The sequence below is a fragment of the Streptomyces sp. NPDC104371 genome, from assembly GCF_055583785.1.
The window spans coordinates 911,776-924,625 of record NZ_JBVJNF010000001.1 but is presented as its reverse complement, the minus strand read 5'-3'; the positions used below and the strand labels follow the sequence as shown (position 1 = coordinate 924,625).

General features: G+C 68.7%; 10 protein-coding genes and 1 pseudogene. 7 read left to right on the top strand and 4 right to left on the bottom strand.

Going from position 1 to position 12,850, the window contains the following annotated elements; translation table 11 throughout:
- Positions 1-16 precede the first annotated feature (16 nt).
- The 4 genes and pseudogenes from ACZ60T_RS04185 to ACZ60T_RS04170 all read left to right on the top strand — a co-directional run.
- The gene (locus ACZ60T_RS04185) at positions 17-1,987 is read left to right on the top strand and encodes a hypothetical protein (protein WP_469664252.1); all 1,971 of its coding nucleotides are present in this window, start codon (positions 17-19) and stop codon (positions 1,985-1,987) included.
- The gene (locus tag ACZ60T_RS04180) at positions 1,984-3,069 is read left to right on the top strand and encodes a hypothetical protein (RefSeq protein ID WP_469664250.1); all 1,086 of its coding nucleotides are present in this window, start codon (positions 1,984-1,986) and stop codon (positions 3,067-3,069) included. The genes ACZ60T_RS04185 and ACZ60T_RS04180 overlap by 4 nt, the downstream gene beginning before the upstream one ends.
- Positions 3,059-3,487 carry a hypothetical protein gene (locus ACZ60T_RS04175; RefSeq protein ID WP_365630932.1) on the top strand — a complete coding sequence of 143 codons (429 nt, stop codon included), beginning with the start codon at positions 3,059-3,061 and terminating at the stop codon, positions 3,485-3,487. Before ACZ60T_RS04180 ends, ACZ60T_RS04175 begins: the two co-directional genes overlap by 11 nt.
- A 5-nt stretch (positions 3,488-3,492) precedes the next feature.
- A pseudogene (locus ACZ60T_RS04170) lies at positions 3,493-3,938 on the top strand (transposase); the annotation flags it as partial.
- A 90-nt stretch (positions 3,939-4,028) separates the two neighbouring features.
- Here ACZ60T_RS04170 and pip read toward each other — a convergent pair.
- The 4 genes from pip to ACZ60T_RS04150 all read right to left on the bottom strand — a co-directional run bounded on the left by pip (position 4,029) and on the right by ACZ60T_RS04150 (position 9,362).
- Positions 4,029-4,991 carry a prolyl aminopeptidase gene (pip, locus tag ACZ60T_RS04165; RefSeq protein WP_469664248.1) on the bottom strand — a complete coding sequence of 321 codons (963 nt, stop codon included), beginning with the start codon at positions 4,989-4,991 and terminating at the stop codon, positions 4,029-4,031.
- A gap of 169 nt (positions 4,992-5,160) precedes the next feature.
- Entirely contained in the window at positions 5,161-6,090 is a 930-nt protein-coding gene (locus ACZ60T_RS04160) for an endonuclease/exonuclease/phosphatase family protein (protein ID WP_469664246.1), read from the bottom strand.
- 47 nt (positions 6,091-6,137) lie between these two features.
- Positions 6,138-7,607 carry a basic amino acid/polyamine antiporter gene (locus ACZ60T_RS04155; protein ID WP_469664755.1) on the bottom strand — a complete coding sequence of 490 codons (1,470 nt, stop codon included), beginning with the start codon at positions 7,605-7,607 and terminating at the stop codon, positions 6,138-6,140.
- 135 nt (positions 7,608-7,742) lie between these two features.
- On the bottom strand, positions 7,743-9,362 hold the full coding sequence (locus ACZ60T_RS04150; RefSeq protein ID WP_365630924.1) for an ADP-ribosyltransferase domain-containing protein: 1,620 nt from the start codon (positions 9,360-9,362) through the stop codon (positions 7,743-7,745).
- A gap of 192 nt (positions 9,363-9,554) precedes the next feature.
- Here ACZ60T_RS04150 and ACZ60T_RS04145 point away from each other — a divergent pair, with 192 nt between their 5' ends.
- The 3 genes from ACZ60T_RS04145 to ACZ60T_RS04135 all read left to right on the top strand — a co-directional run bounded on the left by ACZ60T_RS04145 (position 9,555) and on the right by ACZ60T_RS04135 (position 12,794).
- Positions 9,555-10,232 carry a macro domain-containing protein gene (locus tag ACZ60T_RS04145; protein ID WP_469664244.1) on the top strand — a complete coding sequence of 226 codons (678 nt, stop codon included), beginning with the start codon at positions 9,555-9,557 and terminating at the stop codon, positions 10,230-10,232.
- A gap of 91 nt (positions 10,233-10,323) precedes the next feature.
- On the top strand, positions 10,324-10,788 hold the full coding sequence (locus ACZ60T_RS04140) for an SRPBCC family protein (RefSeq protein ID WP_469664242.1): 465 nt from the start codon (positions 10,324-10,326) through the stop codon (positions 10,786-10,788).
- A 188-nt stretch (positions 10,789-10,976) separates the two neighbouring features.
- A complete protein-coding gene (locus ACZ60T_RS04135; protein WP_469664240.1) occupies positions 10,977-12,794 on the top strand; it encodes an ABC transporter ATP-binding protein in 1,818 nt (605 codons plus the stop codon).
- The last annotated feature ends 56 nt before the right edge of the window (positions 12,795-12,850 follow it).

Sequence of the window (12,850 nt, the reverse complement as noted above, 5' to 3'; positions counted from 1 at the left end):
TCACGCCCAAGGCCCCATGCACACCGGCATCGGCGATATGTACGTCACCGTGGGCGGTCAGTTGGACGACGCGGACCGGTTCGCCTTCCGGCGCGTAGCAGATGATCAACTGGCTTGGCTACGACGGGCGTTGGTCGCCCCGACCGGCATGGGAGAAGCCCGCGACAAGCTGGCCGACACCGGCACCGTCATCCTGGACGGACACCCGGGAAGCGGCCGGACCTCGACGGCTCGCGTCCTGCTGCGTGAGTACCACCAGGACACCGGCGTCTTCCAGGAACTTCTCCCGGACGACGAGGACGAGTTACCGCTGAGGGACCTGGGACTGGTCGGAGCCGGTGACCGGCTGCTCCTGGATCTGTCGGCCGCCGACTTCCGTCGCTGGACGGCGGCCCAGTCGGACCTCTCCGCTCTTCGCAAAGCGGTGAACGACCAGCAGGCCCATCTCGCCGTCGTCATGCCGCACGGCAGCGCTCTCGACTCCGACTTGCAGTTCTACCGGGTCGAGATCGAACGCCCGGACCCCGTACGGGTCTTCCGGCGCCACCTCCGCGTACACGGCCTGCCGTACGAGCAGTACACACAGGCCGAGTCCGACCCGACCGCCAAGGAATTCCTGAAGGAGTTCCCGCACGAGCAGAGGCCGATGCGCGAGGTCGCGACCTTCGCCGACCTGGTGCGCCGGGCCCGCGAGGCGCGCCCCGACGACGGCTTCGCGGAGTGGTGCGAGACGGCTCACCGGGCGCGGGACGACCGGCGCGAGGCGATCGCCGCACTTGTCGCCGAACGAGCCGAGGGCCCACAACGGGCCTTGCTCATCACCCTCGCCATGCTGCACGGCGCCCATGCCGATGTCATCCATGAGGCGACCCAACTCCTGCTCAGGACAGTCAAGTTCCCTTGGGACGACCGGCCGTTGCTCCAACGCAAGGATCTTGCCGAGCAGTTCAAGGAGGTCTCCGCGGGCACCGGACCGGACGGCCACGTACGGTTCAAGGAGCTGGACTACGACACCGCGATCCGTGCTCACTTCTGGGACCACATGCCCGAACTGCGCCGGTATCTCGGCACCTGGACGGCGCGCAGCGTGGACCTGACCGGACCGCACGTCACCCGGGAGTTGCGCGCCGACCTGGTGGCGCGACTGGCCGCACAGTATCTGCGGACCGGGCACGAGGAAGGCCTGGCGTCCCTGGCCGAGGAGTGGAGCGCCACGACGCCGAGCCGGGCCCGACTGGAGGCCGCGGTCCACGCACTGGCCTGCGGTCTCAACCACCCCGCGTACGGCGGGAGTTTCCGCCGACAGATCTACCAGTGGTGTGCCGTCAAGCAGCTCAAGGGGGAGTTCGCACAGGTCCTCGTCCAGGTCTGCGCGGACGTCATCGCGGTCGGCCACCCTGATCAGGCCCTGGTCCGGCTGTACCACCTGGCTCGCCGCGAGCGCGACAGCACCCGTGCTCTGACCGCGCTGTGCGAGTTGGTGGCATCGAGCAGCCGTCTGCGCCGACGGCTGCTCGACCGCCTGGCACGCTCCGCCCTCTCGCCCTCCGAACTGGGCATCTTCCTGGAGGCCTGTGACCCGAAGCCACTGATCGCCTCCTATGACAACTCACGCGCCCTGATCGAGGAGAGGGGGGTACAGGACTCCGTGACCAGGTGCTGGCAGGCGGTGCTGGGCGGGCTCCCGCGTGCGAAGTGGCAGCGGTACGCGGGACGTTGGCTGCACGCCGCCACCGACAGCGGACGCCGCGGTGACCTGCTGCTGGACCTCGTCGTCGGCGCGGCCGACCGATGCGAGGGCAAGCGCGGCGCCACCTTCGCCGCGCTGTACGCGAGCGCCCGAGCCGCCGAGCGCACCTGCCCCGCGGGAGCCGAGCGGGCCACCGCGACCACCGACCGGTTGCTCCAGAAGATCTCCGCAGCACAGGGCCTCGGCCCGCACACCACGCCGCCGCGGGCGGCATCATCCAGGGGGACCACACCGTGACGACCGGCTGCAAGACGACGACCATCTTCCTCACCACCTTGTGCGGCCTGCTGCTGACCATCCTCGGTCTGACGCAGGAGTGGCCCACGGTGGCCTGGCCCGTACTGGCCGTGCTGCTCGTCGGAGTTCCCGCGGTGGTGTTCAAAGTCGCCGCGGTACGGCGCGGACCCTTGCAGGTCGAGGTCGAGGAACAGCGCACCGATCCGCCCATCGAGCGCAGGGAACTGCACATCAGGCGGGTGGCCCTGCCGAGCAAGTGGGCCGACTACGACTTCTTGTTCTCGGCCACCGTGCGGTGGTACCCGCTCGACGTGCCCGGCACCGATCCCGTCCTCAACCCGGCCGGTCTCGCGGTCGAAACGGTGCTGGACCGAGCACGCCGGATCACCGAGCAGCGGGAGCCGGGCCGCCCCTCCCTGGTCCAGCACGAACTGAGCGGGGCGCTCAGCACATTGAGCCCGGACCCGGCCGGGCATCTGCACGCCATGGCGGAGGACATCACGCTCGTCCTGCGCGAACACGACCAGGAGCGGCTGACCCAGCTCGCGGATGTACGCAAGGACAAGGCGGTGTGGGAACACCAGCGGAAGTACGAGCAGAGCAAGCGTCAGTACTTGAGCGAGGACGTCCTGAAGGACACGGGCAGCGCGGTCGTCTGGTGGCTCGCCAAGCACGACGACCATGTGGAGAAGACCGTGGCGGACCTCGGTCTGCTGGCCCGGCTCACCTCCGCCGCCAACGACACCGACGTACCGGAACGACTGCGTGATCTCATGCCCCGGCCGCACGGCGAACAGCCCGATGCGTACGAGATGCTGGAAACGGCTTCTCCCGTCGAACAAGAGCCGATGCCCGCGGACCTCTTCGAGGCGTTCCTCACCAGCATGGGGATGACGGAGGAGGACGACCGGCGGCCGATGGTGGCCAAGCAGTTCGCCGACGTCCTGCGGACCCAGGACCAGGACGAGATCGCCGAGGAACTCCTGCGCAGGCTCCACCCGCCGACGGGTTTCGCACCGGAGGGCGGTGAGCCACCGGCTTCCGCCCCCGGCACGACCGAGGGGACCCCCGATGGAGAGTGAGCTGACGGCTCTCGCCGCGTCAGGAGCGACCACCCTGGTCGCGCTCATGGTCACCGACTCCTGGTCCCACGCCCGCGAGGTCGTCAGACGGTTCTTCTCGCGTACGGGGTCGGGCAGCGCCGAGATCGCGGACCTCGATGCCGCCCGCGCCAGGCTGCTCGCCGCCGAGGCCGCGGGTGACACGCAGGCGAGGAGCCAGTGGTACGCCTATCTGCGCCACCTCCTCCAGACGGACTCCGCGACCGGCGACGACCTGCGCGACCTGCTCGCATCCCTCCAGAACGTCGCGCGCGCGGAGTCACAACGGAGCGCCGTGACCAACACCGTCAGCGGGGGAACCCAGCACGGCCCCCTCATCCAAGCGGGCCACATCTCCCACCTCACCCTGCACACGGATCCACCCGCCGACCCGGCGTAGGACCCCTAGCCTGGGAGTTCCTGTCGCAGGAGCTGGGCTTCGGCTCGGGGATGACGTGCTGGCGGTGGCTGCGGGACTGGAACGAGGCGGGCGTGTGGCAGCAGGTGCACGAACTCCTGCTCGCCGAACTGCGCGCCGACGACATGCTCGACCTGTCCCGCGTCTCCGTCGATGGCTCCCACCTGCGGGCCTTGAAGGGCGGAGACGCCACCGGGCCCTCACTGGTGGATCGAGGCAAGACGGGCAGCAAGCACCACGTCATCGTCGACGCCAACGGCATCCCGCCGGCCGCCACCGTGACCGGCGGCAACCGCAACGACGTCACCCAGCTCCTGCCGCTGATCCACGCGCCGTGCCGCCGATTCGCGGCAAGCGCGGACGGCCCCGCCGCCCCTACGTGCTCTACGCCGACCGCGGCTACGACCACGACTTCTACCGCCGCCAGATTCGTGCACCCGACGGCCTCCTGCGAAAGGGCAATGTGAGCGTGTTCAGTCGGTACGGCGCCCAGTGATGACGACACCCAGACTGATCACTGCCCTCACCGCCCGTCGAATCGCTCCAGCACAGCACGCACGTGCCTGCTCATGGCGGCACTGCCCTTGTGCCCAGCGTCGTCGAAGACCACCAGTTCCGCGCCTGGCCAGGCCCGCGCGAATTCCCAGGCGGCACTGAGCGGGCAGCTCAGATCGTGCCGGCCATGGATGATCACACCGGGAATCGCGGCCAGGCTCCCGGCACCCCGCAACAGCGCGCCGCCTTCCAACCATCCGTCGTTGGCCGCGTAATGGGCACAGATCCGGGCGAACGCCTGCACGGCGTCCGAGGCGTGGTCGCTGTACGGAGCTGGTTTGCCATGGGGCTCCAAGGAGAGGACGGCATCCTCCCAGGCTGCCCAGTTGAGTGCCGCCTGCGCCCGTACCGCCGTGTCAGGGTCTTCCAAGAGCTTCACATAGGCGGCGACCAGGTCACCATCGCGCTCGCCTTCGGGTATGCCGTTCCTGAACCGCTCCCACGCCTCAGGAAAGAGCCGCGCGACCCCTCCGCGGTACAGCCAGTCCACCTCCGAACGGCCCATCATCCAAAACGCGGGAAGCACCATCTCCGACACTCGTTCCGGATGCCGTTCGGCGTAGGCGACCGAAAGCGCCGAGCCCCACGACCCGCCGAAGAGCAACCACTGTTCAACCCTCAGGTGCGCACGCAACTGCTCCATGTCGCGCAGCAGCAGCTCAGTTGTGTTGAGACGCATGTTCGTCGCAGGATCGCTCGCATGCGGTGTGCTGCGTCCGCACCCTCGCTGGTCGAACAGGATGATCCGGTAGCGCTCCGGGTCGAATGCCTTTGGGGTGCCGGACGGACTCCCGCCCCCGGGTCCGCCGTGAACTATGAGCGCGGGCTTGCCGTCTGGATTGCCGCGCACCTCCCAGTACACGAGATTGCCATCCCCAGTGTCCAACATGCCGTGGTCATGGGCTTCGGTCGAGGTGAAGACAACAGGCATGCAAGAGCTCCTACTTCGGCAATACGGTTGTCCTGGACCGTACATGCATCCCCGCCGCTACCAAGGCGGGCTAACCGACAGCTCATCACCTGGGTCGCCTTCTGTCAGCACTCCTCAGGACCGAGCCCAGGGCCCGCCCGGAAGGTAGGCCCTGGGCTCGGGAGTTGTGTCAGGCGCCGCCGCGTCGGCGGACCAGCAGATCGGCGACCACCGGCCGGTGATCCGACGCCACGGTCGCTACCTCACGGGTGCCGGTCACGGTGATCTCGGGGGAGACCGTCACGAGGTCGATGCGCTGGGCCGGGTCGACCGCCGGATACGTCATGCCGCCGCTCGGCGCGGCATCGGCCAACGGCCCCCACAGCTTGGCCAGTTCGGGCGCGCTCGGTTCGGCGTTGAAGTCGCCGACCAGTACCTTCGGGCCCGAGTCCGCGGCCAGGACGGCCAGCATGTCGTCCACCTGGATCCGCCGGATCGACGGGTCGGCGCGGTAGTCCAGATGCGTCGAGTAGACGTGGACGAAGGCGCCCCGCACCTGGACCGTCACCTCGGCGAAGCCCGGTGCGGGTGCCGGTACCGGATCGGACTCCTGGGTGGACAGGCGGGTGATCTCGTGGTTCTCCGCGCTGATCACCGGGTAGCGGCTCAGCACCGCGACGCCGAACTGACGCCGCTCCGCGTGCCCCTCGGCCGGCGCGAGGTCGTAGATCGGCGCGAAGAAGACCCGCATCCGCAGCCGTCGGGCCAAGTCGCGTGCCTCGTCGGCGAAGTCGCTCCGGGTACCCCAGTGCACGTCGACTTCCTGGAGCCCGATCACATCGGCGTCGAGACCTCGGATCGCCCGCGCGGTGCGGTCGAGGTCGAAGACGCCGTCCTCACCGGCTCCGGCATGGATGTTGTACGTGGCCACGCGCAAGGACACCGGCGGGGCCGCCTGCTTCGCATCGCCGGACCGGAGCGGCGAGGCGGAGCCGGGCGGTGCCGCGCCGAGCGCGACGGCGGCGGCGAGAGCGACAGAGGCCAGCGTCCGGTGAAGTCGATGTCTGCGTGTCACACAGTCCTCCAGACAAGCGTGTGGTGAGACCGAGCCGGATCCCATCCGTACCCAAGGCCCGGGTGGGCGATACCCGTGCCGCGGCGCGCTGTTCACAGGTGGATCCAGCCGAGCGTGAGCGCGAGGACACCGAGGACCGAGCCGACCACCGACACTGAGAAGAGGGCGGCCTCCGGTCGGGAGAAGACCCTGCGCCCCTGCTCACGGCGCCCCATCGCGAACAGCACGGTCGCGGGCGCGTAGAGGATGAACGACACCAGGACGAACTTCAGCCCGGCCGCGTAGAGGAGGAACACGGTGTAGACCGTGGCCAGTACGGCGATGATCAGGTCGCGTCGGGCACCGGGTCGCGCGTGGCGCAAGCCGCCGGTGTGGCGCAAGCCGCCGGTGTGGCGTACGCAGTAGGCGGCGGCGAGCAGATAGGGGATCAGGACCAGGGCACTGGTCAGGTCCAGGGCGAAGTCGAAGGCGTCGTCGGAGAACAACGTGACGACGAGCATGACCTGGGACAGACAGGTGGTCATCAGCAGCGCCGGCAGGGGCACGTCCGCGCGGCTCACTCTGCTGAGGAACCGGGGCATGTCGTGGTCCTTGGCCGCGACGAACAGCACCTCGGCGGCCATCAGCGACCACGCCAGATAGGCGCCGAGCACCGAGATGATCAGGCCTACGCTCACGAACGCCTTGCCCCACGTGCCGACCGCGGCCTCCAGGACCCCGGCCATGGACGGCTGGTGCAACCGCGCGATCCGCTCCATCGGCAGGATTCCGTAGGACACGACGGTCACCGACGCGAACACGGCGAAGACACTGAGGAATCCGAGCAGCGTCGCCCGGCCCACATCCTCACGCCGCCGAGCGTGTCGCGAGTACACACTGGCACCCTCGACACCGATGAACACGAAGACGGTCACCAGCATCGTGCCGCGGATCTGCTGGAACAGGGGCCCGACGTGCGCCGCTCCCTGGATGTTGTCGGCGAAGACGGCGGGCCTGAGCTGGAACAGCGCCAGGAGGACGAAGACAAGGATGGGGACGAGCTTGGCCGCGGTGACGATCCGGTTGATCGCCGTCGCCTCCTTCACCCCCCGCCTGATCAGGAAGTAGAACCCCCACAGGCCCACCGAGGCGAGCAGCAAGGCCGGCACGGTGTCGCCGTTGCCCAGCGCCGGGGCCACCTGCCCGACCGTCGACATGATCAGCACCCAGTAGGTGACGTTGCCGACGCAGGCACTGGCCCAGTAGCCGAACGCCGCGAAGAAGCCGAGGTATTCGCCGAACCCCGCCTTCGCGTAGGCGTAGACCCCGGCGTCGAGGTCGGGGCGTCGCACGGCCAGCGTCTGGAAGACGAACGCCAGCATCAGCATGCCGAAACCGGCGATCACCCACGAGATCACCGTGCCCACGACGCCGCTCGCCTGCGCGAACCGCTGCGGCAGCGAGAACACTCCCGCGCCCACCATCGAGCCCACGACCATCGAGGTCAGGGTCAGGAAGGACACCTTCGCCGCCGGCGAAGCCGCCGCGGGAACGTCGGCCTCCCCCTCGTCTTCGCCATGCACCACCTGCCGAACGTAACAGCGAAACAGTCGTTTTGGCCGTATTGGTCACGTATATGGCGTAGGGGAGGGGAGGACTGTACAGGGGAGACCGCCGCGTGGTGCGGAGCCTTCGCCAAGGGCGTCGGCCTCATGTCATCAGGACACCAGAGGCTCCTCTTCCACCTCCGACAGCTTCACCGTGCACAGGCCCCCGCGCTCGGCCTTGACGTCCGTGACCTTCAACTGCGTGCCCGGCAGGAGAATGAACTCCTCCTCGCCGGTGAACGCCGAGAAGTTACGGATGCCCACGGCCCGCGCCGGCGTCACCTCGAACAGGGTCCGCTTGCCGCGACCGCCGAGGAACGCCTTGGCCACGTGCAGTTCGGACGTGCACGAGGACACGCCCCACCAGGTCACCGTCCGCCCGAGCGGGTACTGCGCCCGCAGATCCAGCGACACCCCGCGCCACAACGGGGCCGTACGGGCGGGGAGTTGCGACACCGCCGAGAACAGCAGCCGCAGATACGGCAGATACGGGACGAGCTTGGTCCGGTCCGGGGACCGCAGGATGGCGTTGATCTCCCGGTAGAACGCGGACTCGCAGGTGTAGAGGTAGAGGGCGGCGATCGCGTCGGCCGGCAGACCGTTCGGCGCCTCGTCCGCCCGCCGCTTGCCGAACTCGTGCGATTCGTCGATGTTCCGGCGCAGCCCGGACAGCAGCGCGGCGACCGGGCCGACGGCCTCGCGGAAGTCCATGAGCGGGGTGTCGAACACGCCCGTGATCGCGGGCAGGACGAGTCCCTCGTCCTTGACGCTGGAGAGGCGGTCCAGATAGAGCTGGTGCAGCTCCATGGTGGACGCGATGAACGTCCCCATACGGTCGGCTATGCCGCCGTCGGCCCCACCGGTCTCCGCTGTGAGCTTGTCCCAGCCGGTGCTCGGCAGCCAGTCGATCCCGTCCGCGCCCAGCGACGCGAGGGCGTCGTTCACCGTGGCGAAGTGGTCGCCCTCGCAGAAGATGTCGCCCTGCGCCGCGGGGTTGGCGTGGTCGATGTGCCGGACCTCGACGTCGGGGTACTTCTCCTGGAGCCGCAGAACGACCTTCTTCAGGCTGCGCGCGTGCGCCCCCCACCAGGCGAAGACGACACCGCGGTCCTCCTCGTCCTCGGCGTTCTGCTTGGCCTTGAGGATCTCCTCGACGATCCGCTCGGCTACCGGCCGCCAGAACTTGGTGTGCCGGTCGGGGCCGACCGCCCCGTCGCTGCTGGCCGTCAGGGCCGCGTTCAGCAGCAGCACACCCTGCGTCAGCATGGCCTGGAACCACTCGGGCGGCTGGACGGTGTCCTGCTTCTTCAGCAGCGCGCGGACGTCCGCTATCGGGGTCTTCTTGGGGATGCCGTACTTCCACATCGCCGCTGCCTTGATGATGCAGCGGATGCTGACGACCCTGCCGAACTGGCTGTCCTTCCAGTCGTGGAAGGTGTTGTCGAACATGGCGATGCCGGTGGCGCTCTCCGGCCGCGGATACGGGTTCTGGCCGAAGACGACGACCTTCCACTTGTGCGGCGCGTTCGGCTTGAGCGCCTGGAAGGTCAGTTCGCGGACCGGGACGACCTCCGCGCTGCGGGACGGGCCGATGAAGGAGGCCGCGTCCGGCTGGGCCTCGATGACCGGCTTCAGCAGCGGAAGCCAGGGCTCACCGCCGCCCTTGAACAACTCCGCGAGCGCGAGCGGGTCGCTCGGGTCGGACGGGGCAGGGGTCTGGGCATCGCTCATGATGGAGGGCTCCGAAAGGTCTGACAGCCGAACTGTGCTGGCACAGGGCATGATTGACGAAGTGCCACGAGAATAGAGGCACCCACTGACAATCCCCTTCCAGCGCTGGTGAGTGGGGAGGGACGACCGCTCTGTCAGTGGGACGCGCTAGCGTCTGGAGCAGTTGAGTGACCGCTTCGATCGGAGTGAACCATGACCGCAGACCGTCTCCGGACGCCGCTCAGGGTCGTACTGACCGACGTCAACACCGCAGTGGTGGAGGCCTGGCGAGCGGCCTTCGCCGACACCCCCGAGATCGAGATCCGCAAGGGCTCGATCCTCGACGAGGACGTGGACGCCTGGGTCAGCCCGACCAACTCCCGAGGCCGGATGGACGGCGGGGTCGACGCGGCCATCAAGCGGTATCTCGGCGCCGGTATCCAACTGCGGGTGCAGAAGGCGATCCGTGATCAGTTCGCGGGGTCGCTTCCGGTGGGCAGCGCGGTCTGCGTCGCCTCCGGGGCGGTCAAGCCGAGGTTCCTGATCTCGACGCCCACGATGGAGACGTCCTCACAGAACGTCAGCGAGACCCTGAATGTGGCCCTGGCCTGCGCCGCCGCGTTCCAGGCGATCCACCAGCAGAACAGGAAGGCGCCGGGCAGCATCCAGTCGGTGGCGCTGGTCGGTATGGGCGCCCACACCGGCCGGGTGCCCGCGCGGGTGTGCGCGAACCTCATGTGGACGGGCCACACCCTCTTCCACGACCACTCCTTCGAGGACTATGACGACCTGCGCCGCACGATCGTCGCCCAACTCGACGACATCGAGAGCGCACCCGTGGAGAAGCGCGTCCGCATAGCCCCGCCGAAGCGCCCCGCATCGCGCCGCTGACCCGGCCGCACGCCACAGGAGACGGCACAGGAGGTCGCGGGCAGGGAGCAAGAGGACACCTGTCGGGCATGCTCTCTGTACCGTGGGGTGGATGAGGCCCGTCACCGTGTCGATCGATGTTCCGTACACGCCCGAGCAGGTCTACGACTTCCTCGACGTCATGGCCCACCACGAGCGGTTCACGAACCACTATCTGACCAACTGGCGCTACAGCGGCCCCGACCGTGGCACAGGAGCCTGTGTCACGGTCACCGCGGCGCTGGGCGGTACGAAGACGGACGTCACCATGGAGGTCGTCGAGGTCGACCCACCGCGGCGCATCGTCGAACGGAACGTCAGCGCGGCCGGACGACGCATAGCGCACGGCACGTACACCATCGATCCACTGCGAACCGGCGGGAGCCGCGTCTCGTTCACGTACGCCTGGGTGCGGGCACCGCTCGCCGACCGCCTGCTGGCGCCCGTCGTCCGGGCCACGATGCGGCGCGCCAACCGCGTCGTCATGCGCCGCCTGGCCGCCGAGTTGACCCGCGACGCGCCCGCTGCCGGATCCTGACGTCGACCCTGCTCGGCCGGGAAAACGCTTGGACGCTCGGTGGGCCGTCGCGGGACACTGCCGTTCCCGGTCCGCCCGTACTTGTACAAATCGGTATCACGGTCGGGCTGTGCCGGGGCTCCGTCGTCGTGCCCCGCCTGTCACAGAACGACCGAGCGTGGGCACCTACTCGTCACCATAGGGTTGGAATGGGATCGCCTGAATCGCGTGAGGTTCCGCCAGGCAGGGGCTCGGTGCTCCTTGCACTCCGTTACTACGGACGGGAGTTGTCCCGTCTCCGGCGCTGGACGGCGCCCGCCATGCTGTTGCCGGCGCTCGGCAACATCGGTATCAACTACATCGCGCCGCTGGTCGTCGCGAAGCTGGTGGGCCGGATCGCCGGCGATACCGGCACGACCGTGAGTTCGACGCTGCCCTACGTCCTCGGCTTCGCGGGTGTACTCCTGCTCGCGGAGGCGCTGTGGCGCATCGGCCTGCACTGCCTGAACCGCCTCGATGCCCTGGGCGTCGAGCATCTGTACGTGGTCGGTATGGATGAACTGTTCGCCAAGGACGCGGCGTTCTTCCACGACCACTTCGCGGGCTCGCTGACCAAGCGGGTCCTGAGCTTCGCCTCCCGCTTCGAGGACTGTGTCGACACGCTGACGTTCTCGGTCGTGGGCAGCTTCGTGCCGCTGATGTTCGGATCGGTGGTGCTGTGGCGCTATGAACCGATGCTCGTCGTCGGCCTCTTGGTGATGATCGCGCTGACGGGCCTGTGCGTGGCGCCCCTCATCCGGCGCCGCCAGGCGCTCGTCGGCCGACGCGAGGAGGCCATCGCCCGGGTGTCGGGCCATGTCGCCGACAGCCTGATGAACATGGACACGGTCCGGGCGTTCGCCGCCGAGGACCGCGAGGCCGCCGAGCACCGCTCCCGCGTCGCGCAGTCGCGGCGACTCATGCTGAAGTCGTGGGACTACGGCAACCTGCGCATCGACACGCTGGTCGCGCCGATGTCCGTACTGACCAACGCGCTGGGCCTGTTCCTCGCCATCAGCCTCGACGGGGGTCAGCACGGCGTGGAGGCGGTCGTGGTCGCCTTCACCTACTACTCCAATGCGACGCGGATCATGTTCGAGTTCAACCAGATCTACCGGCGCCTGGAGAGCTCGATGACGGAGGCCGCGCAGTTCACCGAACTCCTCATGACACCGCCGACCGTGCTCGACCCCGCCTCGCCGGAGCCGCTGTCGCATCGGTCCGCCGATGTCCGCTTCGAACAGGTGACCTTCACCCACGCGGGCGCTGACCCCCTGTTCAAGGGCCTTGACCTGGCCGTACCCAGCGGGGCGAAGATCGGTCTCGTCGGCCGGTCCGGAGGCGGCAAGACCTCGCTCACCCGACTGCTGCTGCGGATGACGGACATCGACGCCGGTCGCATCCTCATCGGCGGCCAGGACATCAGCAAGCTGCGCCAGGCCGACCTGCGCAGCCTGATCGCCTACGTGCCGCAGGACCCGGCGATGTTCCATCGCACCCTGCGGGACAACATCGCGTTCGCCCGGCCGGACGCCACGGACGCCGAGATTCGCCGAGCTGCCGAGGCGGCGCATGTCACGGAGTTCGCCGACACGCTCCCGGAGGGCTTCGACACCATGGTGGGGGAGCGCGGTATCAAGCTGTCCGGCGGGCAGCGCCAGCGAGTCGCCCTCGCTCGGGCGATCCTGCGCGACGCGCCGATCCTGCTGCTCGACGAGGCGACCAGTGCCCTGGACTCCGAGAGCGAGATCCTCGTCCAGGAGGCGCTGTGGCGGCTCATGGAGGGGCGGACGGCGCTCGTGGTGGCGCACCGACTGAGCACCGTCGCCTCCATGGACCAGTTGGTGGTCCTCGACCGCGGACAGATCACCGAGCAGGGCACCCACCAGGAACTGCTCGCGTCCGAGGGCGCCTACGCGAAGCTGTGGCAGCACCAGTCCGGCGGATTCCTCGACGACACCACCCCCGCACGGGCCGACGTGACCTGAGGAAACCCCGCTGTCTCACCCCGAATTCCGTGGTGACCCATGCTGACCGGGGCCGT

What these genes read in the sequence shown, in the direction of transcription:
- ACZ60T_RS04185 (WP_469664252.1), top strand. Translation starts at nt 17, where the DNA reads ATGCACACCGGCATCGGCGATATGTACGTCACCGTGGGCGGTCAGTTG.
- ACZ60T_RS04175 (WP_365630932.1), top strand. Translation starts at nt 3,059, where the DNA reads ATGGAGAGTGAGCTGACGGCTCTCGCCGCGTCAGGAGCGACCACCCTG.
- pip (WP_469664248.1), bottom strand. Translation starts at nt 4,991, where the DNA reads ATGCCTGTTGTCTTCACCTCGACCGAAGCCCATGACCACGGCATGTTG.
- ACZ60T_RS04160 (WP_469664246.1), bottom strand. Translation starts at nt 6,090, where the DNA reads ATGGGATCCGGCTCGGTCTCACCACACGCTTGTCTGGAGGACTGTGTG.
- ACZ60T_RS04150 (WP_365630924.1), bottom strand. Translation starts at nt 9,362, where the DNA reads ATGAGCGATGCCCAGACCCCTGCCCCGTCCGACCCGAGCGACCCGCTC.
- ACZ60T_RS04145 (WP_469664244.1), top strand. Translation starts at nt 9,555, where the DNA reads ATGACCGCAGACCGTCTCCGGACGCCGCTCAGGGTCGTACTGACCGAC.
- ACZ60T_RS04140 (WP_469664242.1), top strand. Translation starts at nt 10,324, where the DNA reads ATGAGGCCCGTCACCGTGTCGATCGATGTTCCGTACACGCCCGAGCAG.
- ACZ60T_RS04135 (WP_469664240.1), top strand. Translation starts at nt 10,977, where the DNA reads ATGGGATCGCCTGAATCGCGTGAGGTTCCGCCAGGCAGGGGCTCGGTG.